Raw genomic sequence first — 25,144 nt, forward strand, 5'->3', positions numbered from 1 at the left:
GGCGGTTAGAGGTTCGACTCCTCTAGGGTGCATAAAGCGGTAGCTTTAGATCGGGAAGTAGCTCAGCTTGGTAGAGTACTTGGTTTGGGACCAAGGTGTCGCAGGTTCGAATCCTGTCTTCCCGATATTATGGCGGTGTAGCTCAGCTGGCTAGAGCGTCCGGTTCATACCCGGGAGGTCGGGGGTTCGATCCCCTTCGCCGCTATATTGTTGATCTTGTTGGACCTTTAGCTCAGCTGGTTAGAGCTCTCGGCTCATAACCGAGTGGTCGTAGGTTCAAGTCCTACAAGGTCCATTGTTATCTTGGAGGATTACCCAAGTCCGGCTGAAGGGAACGGTCTTGAAAACCGTCAGGCGTGTAAAAGCGTGCGTGGGTTCGAATCCCACATCCTCCTTAATATTAACGCGGGATGGAGCAGCTCGGTAGCTCGTCGGGCTCATAACCCGAAGGTCGTAGGTTCAAATCCTGCTCCCGCAATTTGGCTCGGTAGCTCAGTTGGTAGAGCAATGGATTGAAGCTCCATGTGTCGGCGGTTCGATTCCGTCTCGCGCCATTTCTTTTAATAATAAGCGGGTGTAGTTTAGTGGTAAAACTACAGCCTTCCAAGCTGTTGTCGCGAGTTCGATTCTCGTCACCCGCTTTGAACATAGGTTCTTTACCAAGTTTTTAACTTGGGCGCGTAGCTCAGGTGGTTAGAGCGCACGCCTGATAAGCGTGAGGTCGGTGGTTCGAGTCCACTCGTGCCCATTTTGGAGAATTACTCAAGAGGCTGAAGAGGACGGTTTGCTAAATCGTTAGGTCGGGTAACCGGCGCGGGGGTTCGAATCCCCCATTCTCCGTATAATTTCGAAGTTTGAGATGTCATCTCAAACTATTTTTTATATTTTTGAAGGTTTTGTCTATGTTCTTGAATCGATTCTTTAAAATTTTTAGTTTTGTGTTTGTTTTAACTGTTTCAGGAATTTTATTTCTTTTTCCATCTGTTAGAACTTCGATTGTTTTAAAATCTTCTGATCTATTAGCTATTGTTGATAAGACAGTATCGGTACCATTTGTTTTTGTGGAATCTAAGGCAAAGGATTTAAAGAATTTATCTGAATTAAATGATGAAAACCGTTCGTTAAAATCACGTCTTTATCAAAAGGATATAGACCAGTCAAAACTTAACCGTTTGGAATCAGAAAATAGAGAATTAAAGGATTTGATGTCAATCAAGAATTCTGTATCGGGTTCTAAACAAGTCGTTAGTGAGATTATTGACCGTAATTATGGTTCGTGGGATCAGGAATTTGTTATTGATAAAGGTAGTTCAGATGGAATTTCTGATTCTATGTTTGTTCTTTCGTCTGGTGGCGTCATTGGTGTGGTAGAAAGTATAGAGAAACATTCTAGTAAAGTAAAATTATTAGTCGAAGATACTATTTCTTCACAACACCTGACGTTTAAAATTGAGAGTCAAGGTCAATCTATTTTTGCCTTATTAAATGGTTATGATGAGAAGACGGGTGAGTTTCGGTTGTTGCAAATTGGAGATCCAGTTGAAATTAAAAAAGGATCTCTGGTTTCAACAAGTGGTTTAGGAAAATATAAGAGTAGTGACTTACCTCTTGGTACAGTGACTTCTACTCAAAAGGCATCTGATCAGTTAGGGCAAGAAATTCGTGTGAAACCAAAGGCTAATTTAGATGTCAATCGTTATGTACTATTGATCGGAGAGTAGTGTGAAAGTCATACGTAAGTACCATTTTTTCCCTTTAATCTTATTCTTATCTTTATTTGTTGACGGGCAGATCTCTCTTCTTATTTCTCGTTTCTGTCCAAACTCCTTTGAACCTACTTCATTTTTATTTCTATATGGTTTTATGTTATTGAGTCTCTATTTCTCTGAGATAGCTAGTATTTGGTGGGGAGTCTTCTTTGGTTTTTGTTTTGATGTGTATTTTTTACACACTCTAGGAATTGCCTTCCTAGTATTTCCTTTACTTCAGGTGATTTTTTATCGGTGTAATCAGATTATTTTAGTCAATCGATTGACTCGTTTTTTTACATTTTTATTAACGATTCTATTATTTCAGATTTTAACAAACCTTCTTTTGGTTCTTTTTATCGGTATAAAATTTAACTGGATTACACTAATTATTTACCAAATTTCCCCAAGTTTAATTTTGAATGTACTTCTATTATTAGTATTACAGCCTTTACTTGAAAAGATTTATTTATAAACTCGCAATAAAAATGTAACAATAGCGTAATATAAAATTTCAAAAAATTTGTTATACTAGTTAGTGTCTTATTAGAAAGGGAAAATTTATCTAATGAAGAAAAAATTATTTGCCACAATCTTATTGAGTACAGTTGCTTTATCACAAGGTGCTGTCGTAGCTGGTGTATCAGCTGATTCAACAGATGATAAGATTGCTGCTCAAGATAACAAAATCAATAGTATTAATCAACAACAACAAAGTGCACAAGCTCAGGTAGATCAAATCCAAGGTCAAGTATCTGAAATTAAACAACAACAAGAAAATCTTCAAGCTGAAAATGACCGTTTGAATGAAGAATCTGAACGATTGTCAGCTGAGATCGATGAGTTGTCAAAAAATATTGTTGCTCGTCAAGAATCACTTGCAAATCAAGCACGTAGTGCTCAAACAACTGGAACTGCAACAAGCTATATTAATGCGATTGTTAGCTCTGGATCTTTGACAGAAGCTATCTCACGTATTTCTGCTATGAATGAAATTGCAGATGCTAACAACAAAATGTTGCAAGAGCAAAAACGTGATAAAGAAGATATTGCACAAAAACAAAAAGAAAACAACGACGCTATCAATACTGTTATTGCAAATAAACAGCAATTAGAAGATGATGCGCAAGCTTTGTCAACTAAAGAAGCTGAGTTGAAAGTGGCACAATTGAATTTGGCAGCTGAAAAATCATCTGCTGAAAACGAAAAGAACGCTTTGTTGCAACAAAAAGCTGAAGCTGAAAAAGCAGCGGCAGCAGCGGCAGCAGCTGAGGCAGCTTACCGTGCAAAACAAAAAGAACAACAAGCAGCTGTAAAAGCTTCTGCTAATACAACTCTTCAAGCACAAGTTCAGGCAGCAGCACAAACACCTGCTGCAACACCAGCGGCTGCACAAACTCAAGCAGCAGCTCAACCTGCTGTTCAAACTCAAGCAGCAGCAGCTCCAGCAGCTCCAGCAGCAACTGTTTCTCGTCCAACTTATAGTACATCTGCATCATCTTATCCAGTTGGTGAATGTACATGGGGTGCGAAGACATTGGCTCCATGGGCTGGTGATTACTGGGGTAATGGTGGACAATGGGCAGCAAGTGCAGCGGCAGCAGGATTCCGTACAGGATCTCAACCACAAGTTGGTGCCATTGCATGTTGGAATGATGGTGGATATGGACACGTAGCAGTTGTTACAGCCGTTCAATCTACAACGAGCATCCAAGTCTCTGAGTCTAACTATAATGGTATCCGTAGTATTGGGAACTACCGTGGTTGGTTTAACCCAACAACAGCACAAGGTACTGTTACTTATATCTATCCAAACTAAGAATTACACTGAAGCAGAACATTTGTTCTGCTTCTTTTTTGATAGAATTTAGGTAGTGATAGATTTTGTAGTTTCCATAAATTAATATTTGAATATTTGCTTAAAAAGCGATAAAATGGTTACAGGAGAAATTTGTGCTGACTGTACAATATGGTTTTAGATTTTACTGGAGGAAATCATGTCATTTTCTGATTTAATGCTCTTTGCTTTGTCGTCAAATCAAGAATTGGCTCAACGTGTGTCTCGAGAAATGGGACTACCACTTGGAAAGTCAACGGTTCGTCAATTTTCTGATGGAGAAATTCAGGTTAATATTGAAGAATCAATCCGTGGGAAAGATGTTTATATTTTGCAATCCACTAGCTCGCCGGTTAACGATAATCTAATGGAAATTTTGATTATGGTAGATGCGTTGAAACGGGCTAGTGCGCAATCCATTAATGTGGTGATGCCATATTACGGCTATGCTCGTCAAGACCGGAAAGCTCGAGCTCGTGAACCAATCACTTCTAAGTTGGTAGCCAATATGCTTGAGGTTGCTGGTGTTGATCGCCTCTTGACAATTGATTTGCACGCCGCTCAGATTCAAGGTTTCTTTGATATTCCTGTTGACCACTTGATGGGTGCGCCTTTGATCGCCGACTATTTTGAACGTCGTGGGATGATTGGGAAAGACTATGTTGTTGTCAGTCCAGACCATGGTGGTGTGACTCGTGCTCGAAAATTAGCTGAATTTTTGAAGACACCGATTGCGATTATTGATAAACGTCGAAGTGTCGATAAGATGAATACGAGTGAAGTGATGAATATCATTGGGAGTGTTGAAGGCAAGACTTGTATTTTGATTGATGATATGATTGATACAGCTGGTACAATCTGTCATGCCGCGGACGCCCTTGCAGAAGCAGGTGCTGTTGAAGTTTATGCGAGCTGTACTCACCCTGTTTTATCAGGACCAGCGATGGACAATATTCAAAAATCAGCCATTAAGAAGTTGGTGGTGTTGGATACGATTTATCTACCGGAAGATCGATTAATTGATAAGATTGAGCAAATTTCGATTGCGAAACTCCTTGCAGAGGCCATTGTTCGCATTCACGAAAATCGCCCTCTTTCTCCTCTATTTGAAATCGGAAATGCCAAAAAATGTTAACAATAAGGAGGCTGGGTAACTGGCCTCTTTTATTTAGGAGGATATACAAATGGAAATCAGAAAATGGTTGGAAAATCTAAAAAAAGAAAAGAAACGGAAAAAACTGGTTCAAGCAGCTAAAGAACTAGAAGCAAAGGCTGATCCTAGTTTGCCCAAGAAACGATTGCCAAAAAATGGGGTGGTGAAATAGGATAGAAAAGATTTCTATTTTTTAAATACATTTTTATATATGAATAGAGTATTTTTCCAAGATGGTTTTAAATTCGTAGTTCTATATCTCAAATGGATCAAAAGATTAAACTTTTTTTAAAAAATAATGGAAAAAGTCTTGACATAGGCAGAATATCCTAGTATACTAGTCATAGTTACGAAGTAACGAATAATTTTTGAAAAGAAAAAAGGAGATAAAACAATGAAAAAAGTTTTATTATCATCAGTAGCAGCTCTTGCAGTATTTGCTGCAGCAGCACCAGTTCTTGCCGAAGGTGGAGTCAACGGTGGAGCTAACAATCCTAGAGGACCTCAAGATACTGACGTCGCTTCAAAATACTATGATCAATCTGAATTTGTAAGTGCTCGTACAGTTGAAGAATACCTTAACGGTCACATGGACGAAATCAAAGCTGAAGCAGCGGCTGATCCAGCAGTAGTAGCAGCTAAAGCTGAATTTGATGCTGTTGAAGGTGGTTCACACCTTTACGGAGAAAAGAAAGCAGCTTATGAAGCAGCATTCAATACTGCATTCTTGAACGTACGTAACAAATATGTACAACAATTCCAAACTGTTCAAAACACAGCTAAGAAAAAAGAAGGCCGTTACTATATCTTGAATGAAACTCCAGAACAAGCTAACGCTCGTTACTTGAAAGAACATGGAATTAATCCAGAACAAGCTAACGCAGACGCAGCTAAAGCAGACGCAGCTAAAGCTGACGCAGCTAAAGCAGAAGAAGCAGCTAAAAAAGCAGAAGCTGGTAAAGCTGGTTCAAAACAAGCTGGTAAAGCTCTTCCAAAAACAAGCGCAGTTAAATAATTTGATTATTAATTAGCTCGTAAAATATCACTGGACCTTCGGGTTCAGTGTTATTTTTTAGAAAAAATCATCAAGAGGAGATCAATCAATGAAAAGAGCTGGGGAAAAAAGTTCAAATAAATTGGGTCTTGTAATTGCTGCTCTTGTTGCAGTTGTTGTTCTTGTTGCTGGATTTATTTTCTTTAATCCATTTGGAGGAACTAAGTCATCTGGCACGGCTAAAAAAACAACTGGAACAAGCTCAACCAAGCAAGAAACTAAATATGAACCAAGCCAAGAAGAAAAAGATTACTTGAAAAATCGTTTTGCTCAGTTAACAGCTGTTAACCCTGAGGCAATTGCTTATGTCTATGCACCGGGTACTGAGTTGGATGAACCTGTTGTACAAACCACTGACAATGAAACTTATTTGAATAAGACGTTTGATGGTGGAAATGAACCATACATGGGGACAGTCTTCATGGATATGGACAACAAGAAAGACTTCAGTGATCGTTTGACTTGGTTGTTTGGTCATGCTCGTGGTAGTAAGGTCGGCGATCATCGCATGTTTAATGATGTCAACTACTATGACAAACAAGAGTATTTGGACCAACATCCGTATGTTGTGATTGAGACACCAGAGCGGAAATATTATTATGAAGTAATGGGATTGGTCATTGTCCCAGAGGACACCGCTTTCTACCGTACAAGCTTTACTGATGACAATGATTTTACGACACAATTGAAGAATATCTATGAGTCAGCTCGTACGAAGAATCCTAATATCAAGATCAAAGCATCTGATAAATACTTAGTATTGTCAACTTGTCGTGAAGAGGATGAAACCATTCGTTCTAACCTCTACCTTCGTCAAATTCCTGATTCAGAAATGAAGGATTTTGTGGCAAAACATGCGGATCAATTGAAATATGTGGCAACACGTGGTCAACAATAATGGCTTGAAAGACTTAGCATTGCTAAGTCTTTTTTTCATGGAAGGATTTTTGAAATGTCCTTTGGTGGTCAGCAAAAGGTGGGGATCTGGCTTGTTCTTTTGCGATGGGGTCCTATTTATAGTATAATGAATATAAGTGTTTTTGGAGGTGTTCTATGGATTTAACGAAACGTTTTAATAAAAATCTGAATCGGATTGAAGTTTCTTTGATTCGTCAGTTCGATCAATCAATTTCTTCCATTCCTGGTGTCTTGCGTTTGACTTTGGGGGAACCGGATTTTACAACTCCTGAACATGTAAAAGAAGCAGGAAAGGCTGCCATTGATGCGAATTTTAGCCATTACACTGGGATGAGTGGTTTGCTGGCTTTGCGTGAGGCTGCGAGTCAGTTTGTGGCTGATAAATATGGTATTTACTACCGTCCTGAAGATGAGATATTGGTGACGATCGGTGCGACTGAAGCCCTATCTGCAACCTTGACAGCAATCTTGGAACCTGGGGATGTAGTACTTCTTCCGGCGCCGGCTTATCCTGGTTATGAACCGATTGTGAATTTGGTTGGGGCGGAAATTGTCGAAATTGATACGACAGCAGATCGTTTTGTCTTGACTCCTGAAAAGTTGGAAAAGGCCATTCTAGAGCAGGGTGAAAAATTGAAGGCTGTTATTCTCAATTATCCAGCTAATCCAACGGGTGTCACTTATTCGCGCGAACAGATGGCAGAATTGGCTGCTGTCCTAAAAAAATATGAAGTCTTTGTGATTTGTGATGAAGTTTATTCAGAGCTAACTTATACTGGAGAAGCGCATGTCTCTATGGCCTCCTTTATTCCTGAGCAGACCATTGTTATCAATGGCTTGTCCAAATCTCATGCCATGACAGGCTGGCGACTTGGCTTTATCTTTGCCCCGGCTGCGTTGACGGCCCAACTCATCAAGAGCCATCAGTATTTGGTAACGGCTGCTGGAACCATGAACCAGTATGCTGCGATCGAAGCTTTGACGGAAGGTCGAGATGATGCGGAACCGATGAAGAAGGAATATGTGAAGCGTCGGGATTATATTATCGAACAGATGTCCGCGCTTGGGTTTGAGATGATTAAGCCAGATGGTGCCTTTTATATTTTTGCTAAAATCCCAGCTGGTTATAATCAAGATTCCTTTGCTTTCTTGCAGGATTTTGCGCGTGAAAAAGCGGTTGCCTTTATTCCTGGTGCTGCTTTTGGTCAATATGGCGAAGGTTATGTGCGTTTGTCGTATGCAGCCAGCATGGAGGTTATCAAGGAAGCTATGAAACGCTTGAAGGAGTATATGGAAGAACATGCTGGAGTCAATTGAGACCCGGGGCATTGTGCTGTATAATCGGGAATTTCGTGAGGATGACAAATTGGTCAAGATCTTCACGGAGAAGTCAGGTAAGCGGATGTTTTTTGTGAAACATGCGGGAAAATCACGATTGAATCCCATGTTACAACCTTTGGTAACGGCGGATATGTTGCTGAAAATCAATGATGATGGCTTGAGTTATATTGATGATTTTCAAGATGTGCAGGTTTATAAGAAAATCAATGCAGATCTTTTTGCCCTTTCTTATGCGACCTATGTTCTGGCGCTTGCAGATGCAAGTATTCAGGATAATCAGGTGGATCCAGCCCTGTTTGCTTTTTTGGAAAAGACCTTGTCTTTGATGGAAGAGGGACTGGATTATGAGGTTTTGACCAATATTTTTGAGATTCAGATTCTATCACGATTTGGAGTTATCTTGAATCTGCATGAATGCTGTTTCTGTCATCGGGTTGGACTTCCTTTTGATTACTCTTTTCGCTATAGTGGGGTCCTTTGTCCGGATCATTATGATCAGGATGAGAGACGCGCTCACTGGCATCCGAATGTTCTCTATTTATTGGATCAGTTTCAAGCAGTACGATTCAATGAGTTAGAGACGATTTCTCTACAAGCAGAGATGAAAGCAGCTCTGCGTCAGGCAATTGATCAGTTGTATGAGGAGTATGTAGGGATCCATTTAAAAGCTAAAAAGTTTATCGATTCCTTGAGTGATTGGGGAGCGATTATGAAAGATTCATCTGGAGGTGAAACATGAAAAAAATTGCAGTAGATGCAATGGGGGGCGATAATGCACCTCAAGCCTTGGTAGAAGGTGTGAATCAAGCCATTCGTGATTTTGATGATATTGAGATTGTCTTGTATGGCGATGAGGCAAAAATCAAAGACTATTTAACCGCAACAGAACGTGTATCGATTGTGCATACGGAAGAAAAAATCGATTCAGATGATGAGCCAACGCGGGCCATTCGTCGGAAGAAACAGGCTTCGATGGTCTTAGCTGCCAAGGATGTGAAGGATGGTGAGGTCGATGCCATGCTATCTGCGGGGAATACAGGTGCCTTGTTGGCAGCAGGTTTCTTTATTGTTGGCCGCATCAAGGGCGTGGAACGTCCAGGTTTGATGTCGACACTTCCGACGGTTGATGGTCGTGGGTATGACATGTTAGATTTGGGTGCTAATGCGGAAAATACACCGGAGCACTTGCATCAGTATGCTGTGATGGGGTCCTATTATGCTGAAAATGTTCGTGGGATTCAAAAACCGCGCGTGGGTCTATTGAACAATGGGACAGAAGCTAGTAAGGGAGATCCTTTGCGCAAGGAAACCTACCAATTGTTATCTGAGGATGAGTCGATTCATTTTGTTGGAAACGTGGAAGCGCGTGACTTGATGGATGGCGTTGCTGATGTCGTTGTGGCGGATGGTTTCACGGGAAACGCTGTCTTGAAAACGATGGAAGGAACGGCTTTTGGGATCTTGAAGCAATTGAAACAAGCAATTGCCACAGGAAACTGGAAGGCGAAATTAGGAGCTTTTCTGCTCAAGGACCGTTTGAAATCATTGAAGCAAACCTTGGATTTCTCAGATGTTGGAGGAGCGGTCTTGTTTGGTCTTCAAGCACCTGTTGTTAAAACGCATGGTTCGAGTGATGCCAAAGCTGTCTATAGCACGATTCGTCAGATTCGGACCATGTTAGAGACAGATGTTGTTGGAAAATCAGTGAAGGAATTATCGAAGGAAGGGTAATGTATGAGTAAACAAAACGAAATTTTAGTTACAATTGAGGAATTTCTCAAAGATCGCAAGGGTCCAGACTTTCAAGTATCTTTGGAATCTGACTTACGTAAGGATTTACAGGCGGATTCTGTTGAATTGATGGAATTTATTATCAATCTTGAGGATGAATACCAAATTGAGATTCCGGACAAGGCTATTGATGAATTTAACACAGTAGGGGATGTTGTCGACTATATCGAAAAACGAACTGCTGGTCACTAATGAAAAAGGGATCGTTCAGAGATTATTCTGGATGATCTTTTTTTCTGTCCTTTTTATTCGGATTCTGCTTATATTGTACGGAATTTTATTGAAAATACACTTTGTATGTGATAGAATGAAGGTGATAAAATACGAAAGGCGAACAAAGTCATGACCAATCAACTGATTTATACTGGAAAAGCTAAGGATATCTATACTACTGAGGACGAAAATGTGATTAAGTCGGTCTATAAGGACCAGGCAACCATGCTTAATGGGGCTCGTAAGGAGACTATTAAGGGAAAAGGTGTGCTAAATAATCAGATTTCGTCTCTTATTTTTGAAAAATTGAATGCTGCGGGTGTAGCTACTCACTTTATCGAACGTATTTCTGACACAGAACAACTCAACAAGAAAGTAAAAATTATTCCTTTGGAGGTGGTTCTTCGTAATGTGACTGCGGGTTCTTTCTCTAAACGTTTTGGCGTGGAAGAAGGTTTGGACTTGAAAACTCCAATCGTTGAATTTTACTACAAGAACGATGATTTGGATGACCCATTCATCAATGATGAGCATGTGAAGTTCTTGGATATTGCCAATGATGAGCAAATTGCCTATATCAAGGAAGAAACACGTCGCATCAATGAATTGTTGAAGGATTGGTTTGCACAAATTGGTCTTCGCTTGATTGATTTCAAATTGGAATTTGGTTTTGATAAGGATGGCAAGATCATCTTGGCAGATGAATTCTCTCCAGATAATTGCCGCCTTTGGGATGCTGAAGGGCACCATATGGACAAGGATGTTTTCCGTAGAGATTTGGGTAGCCTAACGGATGTATATAAGGTTGTGTTAGAGAAGTTGCAAGACTTGAAATAATTTGGTTGAAACGGAAAACCTTCGTCTTCAAGAGCATTTTTGAATAGAAGTAAAGGAAATAAAATGGATAAACGTATTTTCGTTGAGAAAAAAGCTGATTTTCGTGTGAAATCGGACTCTTTAGTAAAAGAATTGCAGCATAATCTTCAGTTGAAAACCTTGAAGGATCTTCGGATTGTTCAGGTTTACGATGTTTTTGGTTTGGCAGAGGACTTGTTTGCGCGTGCGGAAAAACACATCTTCTCTGAGCAAGTGACCGATACTGTTTTGGATGAAGCTACGGTTCAGACTGATCTTGAGAAATATGCTTTCTTTGCGATCGAAAGCTTACCTGGTCAATTTGACCAACGTGCGACATCTTCACAAGAAGCTTTGCTGTTGTTGGGTAGTTCAAATGACGTAACAGTGAATACAGCGCAATTGTACTTGGTTAACAAGGATATCGATGCGAATGAGTTGGAAGCTGTTAAAAACTACCTTTTGAACCCAGTGGATTCTCGTTTCAAAGATATCACTGTTGGCATTGCGAAACAGGATTTCTCTGAGTCTGACAAGACCATTCCAAGCTTGGATTTCTTTGAAAGGTATACGGCAGAAGATTTTGCACAGTATAAGGCTGAGCAAGGATTGGCAATGGAAGTGGATGACCTTCTCTTCATTCAAGATTACTTCAAATCCATTGGACGTGTACCAACTGAGACTGAGCTTAAGGTTTTGGATACTTATTGGTCTGACCACTGCCGTCACACAACTTTCGAAACTGAGTTGAAAAACATCGACTTCTCAGCTTCTAAATTTGAAAAACAATTGCAAGCGACTTATGACAAGTATATTGCCATGCGTGATGAGTTGGGACGTACCGAAAAACCTCAAACCTTGATGGATATGGCGACTATTTTTGGCCGTTATGAGCGTGCTAATGGTCGTTTGGATGACATGGAAGTGTCTGATGAAATCAATGCCTGCTCAGTTGAAATTGAAGTGGATGTCAATGGTGTCAAAGAACCATGGCTTCTTATGTTCAAGAATGAAACACACAACCACCCAACGGAGATTGAACCATTTGGTGGAGCGGCTACTTGTATCGGTGGTGCCATTCGTGACCCATTGTCAGGTCGTTCATACGTTTACCAAGCCATGCGTATCTCAGGTGCTGGTGATATCACGGCTCCAATTTCAGAAACTCGCGCTGGTAAATTGCCACAACAAGTGATTTCTAAAACAGCGGCTCATGGTTATTCTTCATATGGTAACCAAATTGGTCTTGCAACAACTTATGTTCGTGAATACTTCCACCCAGGTTTCGTTGCTAAGCGTATGGAGCTAGGTGCAGTTGTCGGTGCGGCTCCTAAGGAAAATGTTGTCCGTGAAAAACCTGAAGCAGGTGATGTGATTATCTTGCTTGGTGGTAAGACTGGACGTGACGGTGTCGGTGGTGCGACAGGTTCTTCTAAAGTTCAAACGGTTGAATCTGTTGAAACAGCTGGTGCTGAGGTTCAAAAAGGGAATGCCATCGAAGAACGTAAGATTCAACGTCTTTTCCGTAATGGGGAAGTGACCCGTCTGATCAAGAAATCAAATGACTTTGGTGCCGGTGGTGTCTGTGTGGCGATCGGTGAATTGGCAGATGGTCTTGAAATTGATCTAGACAAAGTGCCATTGAAATACCAAGGTTTGAACGGTACAGAAATTGCTATCTCAGAATCTCAAGAACGGATGGCTGTAGTGGTTCGTCCAGAAGATGTAGATGCTTTCGTTGCTGAATGTAACAAAGAAAATATTGATGCTGTTGTCGTTGCAACAGTAACTGAAAAACCAAATCTTGTCATGCACTGGAATGGTGAAACCATCGTTGATTTGGAACGTCGTTTCCTTGATACAAACGGTGTACGTGTGGTTGTAGATGCTAAGGTGGTTGACAAGGATGTCAAGCTTCCAGAAGAACGTCAAACATCTGCTGAAACCCTTGAAGCGGATACTCTTGAAGTCTTGGCTGACCTGAACCATGCCAGTCAAAAAGGGTTACAAACCATCTTTGATAGCTCGGTTGGTCGTTCAACAGTCAATCACCCACTTGGTGGTCGCTACCAAATCACACCAACGGAAGCTTCTGTACAGAAATTGCCAGTCCAACATGGCGTGACAACAACTGCATCTGTTATGGCGCAAGGATTCAACCCTTATGTAGCAGAATGGTCTCCATATCATGGCGCTGCTTATGCGGTCATCGAAGCCACAGCTCGTTTGGTTGCTGCTGGTGCAAACTGGTCTAAGGCTCGTTTCTCTTATCAGGAATACTTCGAGCGTATGGATAAACGAGCAGAGCGTTTTGGTCAACCAGTCTCAGCTCTCCTTGGATCAATCGAAGCTCAGATTCAACTTGGTTTGCCATCTATCGGTGGTAAAGACTCGATGTCTGGTACCTTTGAAGAATTGACAGTACCACCAACCTTGGTTGCTTTTGGGGTCACAACTGCAGATAGCCGTAAGATTCTTTCTCCAGAATTCAAAGCTGCTGGTGAAAATATTTACTACATTCCTGGTCAAGCTTTGGCACAAGAAATTGACTTCGATCTTATCAAGTCTAACTTTGCTCAATTTGAAGCCATCCAAGCTGATCATAAAGTCACATCTGCATCAGCTGTCAAATATGGTGGTGTCGTTGAAGCGCTTGCTCTTGCAACATTTGGGAACCATATCGGAGCAAACGTCGAATTAGCTGACCTTGACACTAGCTTGACAGCCCAATTGGGTGGATTCGTCTTCACATCGCCTGAAGAAATTGCAGGTGTTGCCAAGATCGGACAAACAGTGACTGACTTTACACTCACTGTCAACGGTGTAACGCTTGATGGACACAAACTTGACAGTGCCTTCCAAGGTAAATTGGAAGAGGTTTACCCAACGGAATTTGCACAGGCAACTGAGCTGGAAGAAGTACCTGCAGTGGCATCAGATGCTGTGATTAAAGCTAAAGAAACAGTTGATACACCAGTGGTTTACATCCCAGTATTCCCAGGTACTAACTCTGAGTACGATTCAGCTAAGGCCTTTGAAAAAGAAGGTGCAAAAGTTAACTTGGTACCATTTGTCACACTGAATGAAGAGGCGATTGTCAAGTCTGTTGACACTATGGTTGACAACATCGAAAAAGCCAACATTATCTTCTTTGCAGGTGGCTTCTCAGCAGCGGATGAACCAGATGGATCAGCTAAATTTATCGTGAACATCTTGCTCAATGAAAAAGTACGTGCAGCCATCGATCACTTCATTGAACGCGGTGGTTTGATCATCGGTATCTGTAACGGATTCCAAGCCCTTGTTAAATCAGGTCTTCTTCCATACGGTAACTTTGAAGATGCAAGTAGCACCAGTCCAACCCTCTTCTACAATGATGCCAACCAACACGTGGCTAAGATGGTTGAAACACGGATTGCCAACACCAACTCACCATGGCTTGCTGGAGTGCAAGTTGGGGACATCCATGCCATTCCAGTATCACACGGTGAAGGTAAATTTGTCGTGACAGCTGAGGAATTCGCAGAGCTTCGTGACAATGGTCAAATCTTTACCCAATATGTTGACTTCGAAGGTAAACCAAGCATGGATTCTAAATATAATCCTAACGGATCTGTAAATGCTATCGAAGGTATCACAAGTAAGAACGGTCAAATTATTGGTAAGATGGGTCACTCAGAACGTTTCGAAGATGGTCTCTTCCAAAATATTCCAGGAAATAAAGACCAACATCTCTTTGCATCAGCGGTTAAATACTTTACTGGAAAATAAAAGGTATACAACATGACATACGAAGTTAAATCTCTTAATGAAGAATGTGGTATTTTTGGGATCTGGGGACACCCAGATGCTGCAAAACTGACTTATTTCGGATTACACAGTCTTCAACACCGTGGTCAAGAAGGGGCGGGGATCCTTTCGAATGATGCGGGTCAACTAAAACGGTATCGTGATACGGGTCTTCTCTCAGAAGTATTTCGAAATCCTGCTAACTTGGATAAGTTAACAGGAACGGGAGCGATTGGCCATGTTCGCTATGCGACAGCTGGGGAAGCTTCGGTGGATAACATCCAGCCCTTCCTCTTTCGCTTTCATGATACCCAGTTTGGACTGGCCCACAACGGGAATTTAACCAATGCCAAGTCCCTTAAACGGGAGTTGGAAAATAACGGAGCGATCTTTAGCTCAACTTCTGATTCAGAAATCTTGGCCCACTTGATTCGTCGGAGCCACAACCCTTCTTTCATGGGTAAGGTGAAAGAAGCCTTGAATACGGTGAAAGGTGGATTTGCTTACCTTCTCATGCTGGAAGATAAGCTGATTGCGGCCTTGGATCCAAATGGTTTCCGTCCTCTTTCGATTGGGAAAATGGCCAATGGCGCTATCGTAGTTTCCTCTGAAACCTGTGCCTTTGAAGTGGTTGGTGCTGAGTGGATCCGCGATGTGAATCCAGGTGAAGTCGTGATCATCGATGATAACGGCATCACTTACGATAACTATACAACGGACACCCAATTGGCTGTTTGCTCGATGGAGTATATCTACTTTGCCCGTCCGGACTCCAATATCCAAGGGGTCAATGTCCATACAGCACGTAAACGTATGGGCGCTCAATTGGCACGTGAATTCAAACATGAAGCAGATATTGTGGTCGGTGTACCTAATTCATCACTTAGCGCAGCCATGGGATTTGCGGAAGAATCTGGCCTACCAAATGAAATGGGCTTGATTAAAAACCAATATACCCAACGGACCTTTATTCAACCAACACAAGAACTACGGGAGCAAGGGGTTCGGATGAAGCTCTCTGCCGTATCCGGTGTCGTGAAAGGCAAACGGGTTGTCATGATTGATGATTCTATCGTACGTGGGACAACATCACGTCGAATTGTGAAGTTATTGAAAGAAGCAGGAGCTACAGAGGTCCACGTAGCAATCGGTAGCCCAGCCCTTGCCTACCCATGTTTCTACGGGATCGATATTCAAACACGTAAGGAATTGATTGCTGCCAATCACACAGTAGAGGAAACACGCGATATTATTGGTGCAGATAGCTTGACGTATTTGTCAATCGATGGCTTGATTGATTCTATTGGAATTGATACAGATGCTCCAAATGGCGGTCTTTGTGTGGCTTACTTTGATGGAAAATATCCAACGCCTTTATATGACTACGAAGAACGCTATGTGGAAAGTTTGAAAGAACATACTTCTTTCTATTAAGAGCAGTGCAAAAGAAAAGGAATGAAACAAATGACAAATAAAAATGCGTATGCACAGTCTGGTGTGGATGTTGAAGCGGGTTATGAAGTTGTTGAACGGATCAAAAAACATGTGGCTCGTACGGAACGTGCGGGTGTCATGGGAGCTCTTGGTGGTTTCGGTGGCATGTTTGATCTTTCAAAAGCAGGTGTCAAAGAGCCTGTTTTGATCTCAGGTACAGATGGTGTTGGTACTAAGCTGATGCTTGCCATCAAGTACGACAAACACGATACGATCGGTCAAGACTGTGTGGCCATGTGTGTTAACGATATCATCGCTGCAGGTGCTGAGCCCCTTTACTTCCTTGACTATATCGCAACTGGTAAAAATGAACCAGCTAAATTGGAACAGGTCGTTGCTGGTGTTGCAGAAGGTTGTGTGCAGGCTGGTGCAGCCCTTATCGGTGGGGAAACAGCTGAAATGCCTGGTATGTATGGTGAAGATGACTATGATTTGGCTGGGTTTGCTGTCGGTGTTGCAGAAAAATCTCAAATTATCGACGGTTCAAAAGTGGCTGAAGGGGATGTGATTCTTGGACTTGCTTCAAGCGGTATCCACTCAAATGGTTACTCACTTGTTCGTCGTGTCTTTGCGGACTATACAGGTGAAGAAGTTCTCCCTGAATTGGAAGGGAAGAAACTTAAAGACGTTCTTTTGGAACCAACTCGTATCTACGTCAAAGCAGCTTTGCCACTCATCAAAGAAGAATTGGTTAACGGAATTGCCCACATCACAGGTGGTGGTTTCATCGAAAATGTACCACGTATGTTCTCAGATGACTTGGCTGCTGAAATTGACGAAAGCAAAGTGCCAGTTCTTCCAATTTTCAAAGCCCTTGAAAAATATGGCCAAATCAAGCATGAAGAAATGTTTGAAATTTTCAACATGGGGATTGGTCTCATGCTTGCAGTGAAACCAGAAAATGTGGAACGTGTTAAAGAACTTCTTGACGAACCTGTTTATGAAATCGGTCGTATTGTGAAGAAAGATGGCGCAAGTGTGGTGATTAAATAATGGTGATATCACCATTTTATACGGAGAAATTGTAGAAAGGAGTGTTTAGTTAGCTAGCCTAACTGAACACGGGACTCATTTTCTAGGAAAAAAGAGAAATTATTTTGTGTGCAAGCACCCAGCAATGATTTCCTATTTTTCTACGAAACTGTTCGGCTAGCCGAAACGTCCCTTTGTATCGAATATGAAAATCGCTGTATTTGCCTCTGGCAACGGCTCAAACTTTCAGGTGATTGCAGAACAATTTCCAGTAGAATTTGTCTTTTCAGATCACCGGGATGCCTATGTCTTAGAACGTGCCAAGAACCTTGGTGTGGCTAGTCATGCCTTTGAACTCAAGGAATTTGACAATAAAGCAGCTTATGAAGAAGCTATCGTCAAACTCTTGGATGAATACCAGATTGACTTGGTTTGTTTGGCGGGTTATATGAAAATCGTCGGTCCAACCTTGCTAGCAGCTTATGAAGGCCGTATCATCAATATTCACCCGGCTTATCTCCCTGAATTCCCTGGTGCTCATGGCATTGAGGATGCTTGGAATGCAGGTGTTGCTGAGAGCGGTGTGACCATTCATTGGGTGGATTCTGGTGTTGATACCGGTAAGGTTATTCAGCAAGTGCGCGTGCCGCGCCTTGAAGGGGATACCCTTGATACTTTCGAAACTCGCATCCATGAAACAGAGTACAAGCTCTATCCAGAAGTCTTGGAACGTTTGGGAGTAGCACGAAAATAAGGAAGCCATTGATCGGAAAGAACATTTTCGACTGTAGCAGATAAAGAACTTTTTTAAAAAGGAAAAGAAAGAAAATGACTAAACGCGCACTAATTAGTGTTTCAGACAAAGCGGGCATCGTTGAATTTGCCCAAGAACTTAAAAAACTTGGTTGGGACATTATCTCAACAGGTGGGACTAAAGTTGCCCTTGACAATGCTGGTGTTGATACCATTGCCATCGACGATGTGACTGGTTTCCCAGAAATGATGGACGGTCGTGTGAAGACCCTCCACCCAAATATCCACGGTGGTCTCCTCGCTCGTCGTGACCTCGATAGCCACCTTCAAGCAGCTAAGGACAATAATATCGAATTGATTGACCTTGTTGTGGTCAACCTTTACCCATTCAAGGAAACGATTCTTAAACCAGACGTAACTTACGCGGATGCGGTTGAAAACATCGATATTGGTGGGCCATCCATGCTTCGATCAGCAGCTAAAAACCACGCTAGCGTAACAGTTGTGGTAGATCCTGCTGACTATGCCGTGGTTTTGGACGAATTGGCAGCCAACGGCGAAACAAGTTACGAAACTCGCCAACGTTTGGCAGCGAAAGTCTTCCGCCACACAGCAGCCTATGATGCTTTGATCGCAGAATACTTCACTGCTCAAGTGGGTGAAGAAAAACCTGAAAAACTCACTCTGACTTATGATCTCAAGCAACCAATGCGTTATGGGGAAAACCCTCAACAAGACGCAGACTTCTATCAAAAAGCTTTGCCAACGGATTACTCTATTGCTTCCGCTAAACAGTTGAATGGGAAAGAATTGTCCTTCAACAATATCCGTGATGCGGATGCCGCTATCCGAATCATCCGTGATTTCAAAGACCGTCCAACCGTTGTGGCTCTTAAACACATGAACCCATGTGGGATTGGTCAAGCTGACGACATCGAAACTGCTTGGGACTACGCTTATGAGTCTGACCCAGTATCCATCTTCGGTGGTATCGTCGTTCTCAACCGCGAGGTAGATGCTGCGACAGCTAAGAAGATGCATGGTGTTTTCCTTGAAATCATCATTGCACCAAGCTACACAGACGAAGCGCTTGAAATCTTGACTACCAAGAAGAAAAACTTGCGGATTCTTGAGCTACCATTTGACGCTCAAGATGCTAGTGAAGTGGAAGCAGAATACACTGGTGTTGTTGGTGGTCTCCTCGTTCAAAACCAAGACGTGGTCAAAGAAAGTCCAGCTGACTGGCAAGTGGTTACCAAACGCCAACCAACTGAGACAGAAGCGACAGCTCTTGAGTTTGCTTGGAAAGCTATCAAGTATGTGAAATCAAATGGTATTATCGTGACCAACGACCACATGACACTTGGTGTTGGCCCAGGTCAAACCAACCGTGTGGCTTCAGTCCGCATCGCTATTGACCAAGCCAAAGACCATCTTGATGGTGCTGTTCTTGCTTCAGATGCCTTCTTCCCATTTGCAGATAATGTGGAAGAAATCGCTAAAGCAGGGATTAAAGCGATCATCCAGCCAGGTGGATCAGTTCGTGACCAAGAGTCAATCGAAGCGGCTGATAAATACGGCTTGACCATGATCTTTACAGGAGTCAGACATTTTAGACATTAATCAAAAAGGCTGGGCAAAAAATGTCCAGCCTTTGATGTTTGATAGGAATAACTGCAAGACGCAGTGGTTGATTGCTCAAAGCACTGCTTTGAGGTGGCGGATAGGACTTGCGAAGCAAGTTTCCTAAATCTTTTTTCGCTTTTTAAGCTCCAAAGATAACCTAATGAAGGAAACAAAGTTTCCTTTATCCACAACCTTCAACAGTCTCCCAGACTGTTGAAGCTGTGCGGGGTGGGAAGATTGAAAAGGTTTGGGGAACCTTTTCAACCTTTTTTAAATAGTCTGAGTTCTTTCCCACTCCCTTTCTGCTGGTTATGAAGACCTTAATCTGGGTAGATGTAGGTGACGGTTCCCCAGATGGGGTTGGTTGGATCGAACCAACCACGGAAGTTGTCGATATAGCGATGGCCGTTGTAGTTAGCCTCTTGGATCTGAATTTTTTGGTCATGTTCGACGTCTGTAACCAAGGCAACATGGCCATATACCCCATTGTCCCAACAGGCGATGGCACCGACCTCGGGGGTATCTCCTGTCCGGAATCCAGCAGCGCGTGCACTAGCTGCCCACATGCCGCCATTTCCCCACCAGTTGTGGGCCCAAGGGGCTAATTCTTTGGCTCCCCAGGTACATTCACCGATCGGATAGGTGTTTCCCGGGTGTGTCGCGAGTGGAGTGAGCTTTGGCTTTGCCTTTTCCACTTGAAAGCTAGTGGGGAATAGCCCTTTTAGTTGTCCCTGGCTTTTCTGATAGACATGTAGGTGAAATAACCCGCTTCCCTTGTGTTTTTGAGCCTGAAAGCGCAGTTGGAAATGTCCAGGTGCAATCTTCTTTGCGGGATACCAGACCAGATCATCTTGCCCATTTTCTTCAGACCAGATGGGGAAGACAATCTCGTCAACGTCTTCGAACAACTTTAGGTCTACCTCAAATTCTTGTGAGGAGATGGGTGTGATCGTAATCTTGGGTTGGGAGGAAGCCAGGTCTTTTTGCTGGACGCTGGTCGTGAGAGGGTAAAGGCCGGTTAGCTGTTCATTTGCCTCCACCCCATAGACATGGACATGATAAAGTCCGGCTTGATCAGAATGATTGGTCAATGGCACTTGTAGGTCAAATCCCTTGTCACTGCGTTCTACAGGATACCAAATCAGGTCATCTTGGCCATTTTGGTCAGACCAGACGGGAACTTGGATCTTTTGATACTTATCCGGGACGTTTCCAAGATGAATCATCAGCTGCCCTTTTTCGGCATAGATAGCATTGGTCGCTTGATCTGCATGGGCAATAGAGGCTTGCATCCCCCATGTCGCACAAGTCAGCACGACAAATTTTTTGATTGTTTGCATAATACTCCTTTTCGTCAATTAGTAGGTCTCACCTATACTATTCGGAAAAAAATGAGAAATAGGAGAAAATAGCAAAAAATGTTTGGGTTCTACTGGAAATAGGAGACTTTTGCTGAAATCATTAGAATAAAACGAACGATTATGATATAATTTAATAAAATAATTCGCAAAAGAGGTTCGAGATGAAACTTTTGGTTGTTGGATCTGGCGGTCGTGAGCATGCGATTGCTAAGAAATTGTTGGAGTCTAAAGACGTTGAGCAGGTTTTTGTGGCTCCTGGTAATGACGGGATGCGATTAGATGGTCTGGATTTGATCAATATCGGAATTTCCGAACATTCTAAGCTGATTGACTTTGCAAAAGCGAATGATATTGCTTGGACCTTTATCGGTCCAGATGATGCCCTTGCGGCTGGTATCGTGGATGATTTCAATGCAGCGGGTCTCAAGGCTTTTGGTCCGACCAAGGCTGCGGCTGAGCTGGAGTGGTCTAAGGATTTTGCTAAGGAAATCATGGTCAAATACGACGTTCCGACAGCAGCCTATGGCACATATTCAGATTTCGAAGAAGCCAAGGCCTACATCGAAGAAAAAGGAGCTCCAATCGTCGTCAAGGCAGACGGCTTGGCCCTAGGGAAAGGTGTCGTCGTTGCGGAGACAGTTGAGCAGGCAGTTGAAGCCGCTCACGAGATGCTTTTAGACAATAAATTCGGTGATTCAGGTGCGCGTGTGGTCATCGAGGAATTCCTTGACGGGGAAGAGTTCTCTCTCTTTGCTTTTGTCAATGGGGATAAGTTCTACATTATGCCGACGGCTCAGGACCACAAACGTGCCTACGATGGCGACAAAGGTCCTAACACTGGTGGGATGGGTGCCTATGCACCAGTTCCTCACTTGCCACAGAGCGTGGTTGACACAGCGGTTGACATCATTGTCAAGCCAGTTCTTGAAAGCATGATCAAAGAAGGGCGTCCGTACCTAGGTGTCCTTTACGCGGGGCTAATCTTGACAGCTGATGGACCGAAAGTCATCGAGTTCAACTCTCGTTTTGGAGATCCTGAAACGCAAATTATCTTGCCTCGTTTGACATCTGACTTTGCGCAAAATATCACTGACATTTTGGATGGAAAAGAGCCAGCCATCACTTGGACGGACAAGGGTGTGACATTGGGCGTGGTTGTAGCTTCAAACGGCTACCCACTCGCTTATGAGAAAGGTGTCAAGCTTCCAGCCAAGGCAGAGGGCGACATCATCACTTACTATGCTGGTGCAAAATTTGCTGAAAATGGTCAAGACCTTCTCTCAAATGGCGGACGCGTCTACATGCTTGTCACAACAGCGGACACCGTCAAAGATGGTCAAAATATCATCTATAACCAACTCGACAAACAAAACACAGAAGGCCTCTTCTACCGAAACGATATTGGTAGTAAGGCTAACAAATAAAACTCTTTGAAAACCTTCGATTGCCTGTGTTAAAGCTCCTTGCTGAACGTTAGTTCTATCTTCGTCGCTTTGCCTTGTCACTCTGTGGTTTTCTTCGAGTTTTCAAATATCATTGCTATTTTAGGCGACGAAGTCGCCAAACCCGATAATGGTCGCCGTGGTGAAAAGACCAGAACAGTTTCTGTTCTGGTCGGGGGAAACATTGAGACCTTAGGCTCAATGTTTAGGAATGAAACCGAAGGTTTGCTTCCGTCCCCACCACCTAAGACCATTATCAAAAAAGGAGAAAAAATGAAACCAGTAATTTCCATTATCATGGGCTCAAAATCCGACTGGGCAACCATGCAAAAAGCAGCTGAAGTCCTCGACAACTTCGGTGTCGCTTATGAAAAGAAAGTTGTTTCCGCCCATCGGACGCCCGACCTCATGTTCAAACATGCCGAAGAAGCACGTAGCCGTGGCATCAAGGTCATCATCGCGGGTGCAGGTGGCGCAGCTCACTTGCCAGGGATGGTTGCTGCTAAAACAACCCTTCCAGTTATCGGCGTACCCGTCAAATCACGTGCTCTTAGCGGTGTAGATTCGCTCTATTCCATCGTTCAGATGCCAGGTGGGGTACCTGTTGCAACCATGGCAATCGGTGAAGCTGGTGCGACCAACGCGGCCCTCTTTGCCCTCCGTCTCCTTTCAGTAGAGGATCAGGCTATTGCGACAGCGTTAGCAGATTTCGCAGAAGAACAAGGAAAAATCGCAGAGGAGTCTACAAATGAGCTCAACTAAAACCATTGGCATCATCGGTGGTGGCCAGCTCGGTCAGATGATGGCAATCTCAGCTATCTACATGGGCCACAAGGTTATCGCCTTGGATCCAGCAGCGGATTGCCCAGCCTCTCGTGTGGCGGAAATCATCGTGGCCCCTTACGACGACGTAGACGCCCTTCGTCAGTTGGCTGATCGCTGTGATGTTCTCACTTATGAATTTGAAAATGTCGATGCTGACGGTTTGGACGCTGTTATCAAAGAAGGACAGCTCCCACAAGGAACTGACCTGCTTCGCATCTCCCAAAATCGCATTTTTGAGAAGGACTTTCTTTCCAACAAAGCACAAATCACTGTGGCCCCTTACAAGGTCGTAACTTCTAGCAAAGACTTGGCAGATATCGACCTCTCGAAAAATTATGTCCTTAAGACAGCGACCGGTGGTTACGATGGCCATGGTCAGAAGGTCATTCGCTCAGAAGCAGACTTGGAAGAAGCATACACTTTAGCGGACTCAGCAGACTGCGTTTTAGAAGAGTTCGTCAACTTTGACCTTGAAATTTCGGTCATCGTGTCTGGAAATGGCAAGGACGTGACGGTTTTCCCCGTTCAGGAAAATATCCACCGCAACAACATTCTTTCAAAAACCATTGTACCCGCTCGCATTTCAGAAAGTCTAGCTGAAAAAGCCAAGGCCATGGCAGTGCGAATCGCAGAACAACTGAACTTGTCTGGTACACTTTGTGTAGAAATGTTTGCGACAGCTGATGATATCATCGTCAACGAAATCGCGCCACGCCCACATAATTCAGGGCACTACTCAATCGAAGCTTGCGACTTTTCACAGTTTGATACCCATATTCTAGGAGTTCTCGGAGCACCACTTCCTGCTATTCACCTCCATGCGCCTGCTGTCATGCTCAATGTACTCGGCCAACACGTCGAAGCTGCTGAAACATATGTGACAGAAAATCCAAGCGCTCACCTCCACTTATATGGTAAACTAGAAGCAAAGCACAACCGCAAAATGGGACATGTGACCTTGTTTAGTAGTGAACCAGATAGTGTGGTTGAGTTCGGGAAAGGGATTGATTTTTAAGTGAAAATCGCGATTCTAGGACTTGGAGTCATCGGGACCACTTATGCCTACGCCTTTCAAAAAGCAGGCCATCAAGTGGAACACGTACTGAGAGATAGTAAGAAAAGTACAGCTCCGAAGGAGTTGTCGGTTGATCTACTAGATGGTCGCTATCATTCCAAAGGTGAGAACAAACACGACACCTATGAGGTTCATGTGGCGGAAGCTGATTCGGAATATGATTTTATTTTTCTGAGTGTGCGTCATGGTTTTGTCAAAGAAGCTGTGGAGACCTTGCGAAAAAATAATATCAAAGGCACCCTTGTTTTCTTCTGTAATTTCTGGGATACTCGAGAAGAGGTCCAAGAGTGGGCAGGGGATTACGACTATATTCTGGCCTTTCCGACAGCGGGTGGTCATATGCAAGAGGACCATTTGGATGGTGTCTTGTTTGACCATTTAATGCTCGAAGGTGAGCAAAAAGCACACATTTCTAACTATGCGGATCTGACGGATTTACTGACTTCTGCAGATTTGAAGTGGGAAGTTCCTCATGATATGGTTGAGTGGATTTGGATTCACATGGCGATTAATGCGGGTGTTACTTCGACAGCTGCTCGTTCAGGGAATCTGGAAAACCCAGAAGAATTGGCTTTGAACTTGATGAATAGTTCTTCGGAATTATCATTAGCCATCAAGGCCATTCGAGAAACTTTGAAAGTCGTAGAAGCGCGTGGGGTGAATTTGAAGCTTTATAAGGCAGAACTCTTACCCTACAAAATTCCCGCTTGGATAGCCGGCAAAGCCATGAAAGTCATGTTTGCGAAAAATGAGCTGACCCGAAAAATCATGACCTTACACAATGATAAACAGGACATCTTCTATTGTTGTCAAAGTGTTTATCAGACTGGTCAGGAGTTAGGTGTCAAGATGCCTATTCTGGAAGCAAATATGAAGGGCATTTCGATTTAGGAGGTT

At 43.0% G+C, this 25,144-nt stretch carries 22 protein-coding genes and 9 tRNA genes; 30 read left to right on the forward strand and 1 reads right to left on the reverse strand.

Going from position 1 to position 25,144, the window contains the following annotated elements; all coding sequences use genetic code 11:
- Window positions 1-51: 51 nt before the first annotated feature.
- The 26 genes from QM870_RS06955 to purH all read left to right on the forward strand — a co-directional run bounded on the left by QM870_RS06955 (window position 52) and on the right by purH (window position 19,541).
- Window positions 52-125, forward strand: a tRNA-Pro gene (locus QM870_RS06955).
- Window positions 126-131: 6 nt separating this feature from the next.
- A tRNA-Met gene (locus QM870_RS06960) sits at window positions 132-205 on the forward strand.
- A gap of 16 nt (window positions 206-221) precedes the next feature.
- Window positions 222-295 (forward strand) — tRNA-Ile (locus tag QM870_RS06965).
- Window positions 296-305: 10 nt separating this feature from the next.
- Window positions 306-395 (forward strand) — tRNA-Ser (locus QM870_RS06970).
- Window positions 396-404: 9 nt separating this feature from the next.
- A tRNA-Met gene (locus tag QM870_RS06975) sits at window positions 405-478 on the forward strand.
- 3 nt (window positions 479-481) lie between these two features.
- Window positions 482-554, forward strand: a tRNA-Phe gene (locus QM870_RS06980).
- A 16-nt stretch (window positions 555-570) separates the two neighbouring features.
- A tRNA-Gly gene (locus tag QM870_RS06985) sits at window positions 571-641 on the forward strand.
- A 33-nt stretch (window positions 642-674) separates the two neighbouring features.
- Window positions 675-748: transfer RNA gene (locus tag QM870_RS06990), tRNA-Ile, on the forward strand.
- 4 nt (window positions 749-752) lie between these two features.
- Window positions 753-840, forward strand: a tRNA-Ser gene (locus QM870_RS06995).
- A 62-nt stretch (window positions 841-902) separates the two neighbouring features.
- Window positions 903-1,721: a rod shape-determining protein MreC gene (gene mreC / locus QM870_RS07000; protein ID WP_195529595.1), complete on the forward strand. Its 819-nt coding sequence runs from the start codon at window positions 903-905 to the stop codon at window positions 1,719-1,721.
- A 1-nt stretch (window position 1,722) separates the two neighbouring features.
- Window positions 1,723-2,223 (forward strand): rod shape-determining protein MreD, encoded by a 501-nt coding sequence (gene mreD, locus QM870_RS07005; RefSeq protein ID WP_195529594.1) that lies wholly within the window; start codon window positions 1,723-1,725, stop codon window positions 2,221-2,223.
- 93 nt (window positions 2,224-2,316) lie between these two features.
- Window positions 2,317-3,567 (forward strand): peptidoglycan hydrolase PcsB, encoded by a 1,251-nt coding sequence (gene pcsB, locus QM870_RS07010; RefSeq protein WP_155200042.1) that lies wholly within the window; start codon window positions 2,317-2,319, stop codon window positions 3,565-3,567.
- A 178-nt stretch (window positions 3,568-3,745) separates the two neighbouring features.
- Window positions 3,746-4,720 carry a ribose-phosphate diphosphokinase gene (locus QM870_RS07015; RefSeq protein ID WP_021154183.1) on the forward strand — a complete coding sequence of 325 codons (975 nt, stop codon included), beginning with the start codon at window positions 3,746-3,748 and terminating at the stop codon, window positions 4,718-4,720.
- 49 nt (window positions 4,721-4,769) lie between these two features.
- A complete protein-coding gene (locus QM870_RS07020) occupies window positions 4,770-4,910 on the forward strand; it encodes a hypothetical protein (protein WP_173018797.1) in 141 nt (46 codons plus the stop codon).
- A 222-nt stretch (window positions 4,911-5,132) separates the two neighbouring features.
- A complete protein-coding gene (gene abpA, locus QM870_RS07025; RefSeq protein ID WP_070594694.1) occupies window positions 5,133-5,753 on the forward strand; it encodes an amylase-binding adhesin AbpA in 621 nt (206 codons plus the stop codon).
- A gap of 88 nt (window positions 5,754-5,841) precedes the next feature.
- Complete coding sequence (gene srtB / locus QM870_RS07030; protein ID WP_155168302.1) at window positions 5,842-6,690, forward strand: class B sortase, LPKTxAVK-specific; 849 nt, start codon at window positions 5,842-5,844, stop codon at window positions 6,688-6,690.
- A gap of 155 nt (window positions 6,691-6,845) precedes the next feature.
- Entirely contained in the window at window positions 6,846-8,027 is a 1,182-nt protein-coding gene (locus tag QM870_RS07035) for a pyridoxal phosphate-dependent aminotransferase (RefSeq protein WP_201089984.1), read from the forward strand.
- Complete coding sequence (recO, locus tag QM870_RS07040) at window positions 8,011-8,790, forward strand: DNA repair protein RecO (protein ID WP_049486261.1); 780 nt, start codon at window positions 8,011-8,013, stop codon at window positions 8,788-8,790. The genes QM870_RS07035 and recO overlap by 17 nt, the downstream gene beginning before the upstream one ends.
- The gene (gene plsX, locus QM870_RS07045; RefSeq protein ID WP_021154191.1) at window positions 8,787-9,782 is read left to right on the forward strand and encodes a phosphate acyltransferase PlsX; all 996 of its coding nucleotides are present in this window, start codon (window positions 8,787-8,789) and stop codon (window positions 9,780-9,782) included. The genes recO and plsX overlap by 4 nt, the downstream gene beginning before the upstream one ends.
- Window positions 9,783-9,785: 3 nt before the next feature.
- Window positions 9,786-10,034: an acyl carrier protein gene (locus tag QM870_RS07050; RefSeq protein WP_021154192.1), complete on the forward strand. Its 249-nt coding sequence runs from the start codon at window positions 9,786-9,788 to the stop codon at window positions 10,032-10,034.
- Between the two features lie 150 nt (window positions 10,035-10,184).
- Window positions 10,185-10,892 (forward strand): phosphoribosylaminoimidazolesuccinocarboxamide synthase, encoded by a 708-nt coding sequence (purC, locus tag QM870_RS07055; protein ID WP_070594691.1) that lies wholly within the window; start codon window positions 10,185-10,187, stop codon window positions 10,890-10,892.
- Window positions 10,893-10,955: 63 nt separating this feature from the next.
- Window positions 10,956-14,681 (forward strand): phosphoribosylformylglycinamidine synthase, encoded by a 3,726-nt coding sequence (locus tag QM870_RS07060; RefSeq protein ID WP_155168305.1) that lies wholly within the window; start codon window positions 10,956-10,958, stop codon window positions 14,679-14,681.
- Between the two features lie 12 nt (window positions 14,682-14,693).
- Window positions 14,694-16,133: an amidophosphoribosyltransferase gene (gene purF / locus QM870_RS07065; RefSeq protein WP_003009289.1), complete on the forward strand. Its 1,440-nt coding sequence runs from the start codon at window positions 14,694-14,696 to the stop codon at window positions 16,131-16,133.
- Between the two features lie 30 nt (window positions 16,134-16,163).
- On the forward strand, window positions 16,164-17,186 hold the full coding sequence (purM, locus tag QM870_RS07070; protein ID WP_070594697.1) for a phosphoribosylformylglycinamidine cyclo-ligase: 1,023 nt from the start codon (window positions 16,164-16,166) through the stop codon (window positions 17,184-17,186).
- Window positions 17,187-17,370: 184 nt separating this feature from the next.
- The gene (gene purN, locus QM870_RS07075) at window positions 17,371-17,919 is read left to right on the forward strand and encodes a phosphoribosylglycinamide formyltransferase (RefSeq protein ID WP_070594689.1); all 549 of its coding nucleotides are present in this window, start codon (window positions 17,371-17,373) and stop codon (window positions 17,917-17,919) included.
- A gap of 74 nt (window positions 17,920-17,993) precedes the next feature.
- Window positions 17,994-19,541, forward strand: a complete 1,548-nt coding sequence (purH, locus tag QM870_RS07080; RefSeq protein ID WP_414369179.1) for a bifunctional phosphoribosylaminoimidazolecarboxamide formyltransferase/IMP cyclohydrolase — start codon at window positions 17,994-17,996, stop codon at window positions 19,539-19,541.
- Between the two features lie 323 nt (window positions 19,542-19,864).
- Here purH and QM870_RS07085 read toward each other — a convergent pair whose 3' ends face one another.
- A complete protein-coding gene (locus tag QM870_RS07085; protein WP_414369181.1) occupies window positions 19,865-20,884 on the reverse strand; it encodes a GBS Bsp-like repeat-containing protein in 1,020 nt (339 codons plus the stop codon).
- A gap of 182 nt (window positions 20,885-21,066) precedes the next feature.
- Between QM870_RS07085 and purD the strand changes: the two genes are divergently transcribed.
- The 4 genes from purD to QM870_RS07105 all read left to right on the forward strand — a co-directional run bounded on the left by purD (window position 21,067) and on the right by QM870_RS07105 (window position 25,138).
- Window positions 21,067-22,329 carry a phosphoribosylamine--glycine ligase gene (purD, locus tag QM870_RS07090; RefSeq protein WP_118398201.1) on the forward strand — a complete coding sequence of 421 codons (1,263 nt, stop codon included), beginning with the start codon at window positions 21,067-21,069 and terminating at the stop codon, window positions 22,327-22,329.
- 291 nt (window positions 22,330-22,620) lie between these two features.
- Window positions 22,621-23,109: a 5-(carboxyamino)imidazole ribonucleotide mutase gene (gene purE, locus QM870_RS07095; RefSeq protein WP_003015335.1), complete on the forward strand. Its 489-nt coding sequence runs from the start codon at window positions 22,621-22,623 to the stop codon at window positions 23,107-23,109.
- A complete protein-coding gene (gene purK, locus QM870_RS07100) occupies window positions 23,096-24,187 on the forward strand; it encodes a 5-(carboxyamino)imidazole ribonucleotide synthase (RefSeq protein WP_118398198.1) in 1,092 nt (363 codons plus the stop codon). Before purE ends, purK begins: the two co-directional genes overlap by 14 nt.
- Window positions 24,188-25,138, forward strand: coding sequence for a ketopantoate reductase family protein (locus QM870_RS07105; protein WP_118398196.1), 951 nt, complete (start codon window positions 24,188-24,190; stop codon window positions 25,136-25,138). It begins immediately after the preceding gene.
- Window positions 25,139-25,144: the final 6 nt, after the last annotated feature.

The sequence above is a fragment of the Streptococcus parasanguinis genome (assembly GCF_047463195.1).
Taxonomy (GTDB): Bacteria; Bacillota; Bacilli; order Lactobacillales; family Streptococcaceae; genus Streptococcus; species Streptococcus parasanguinis_R.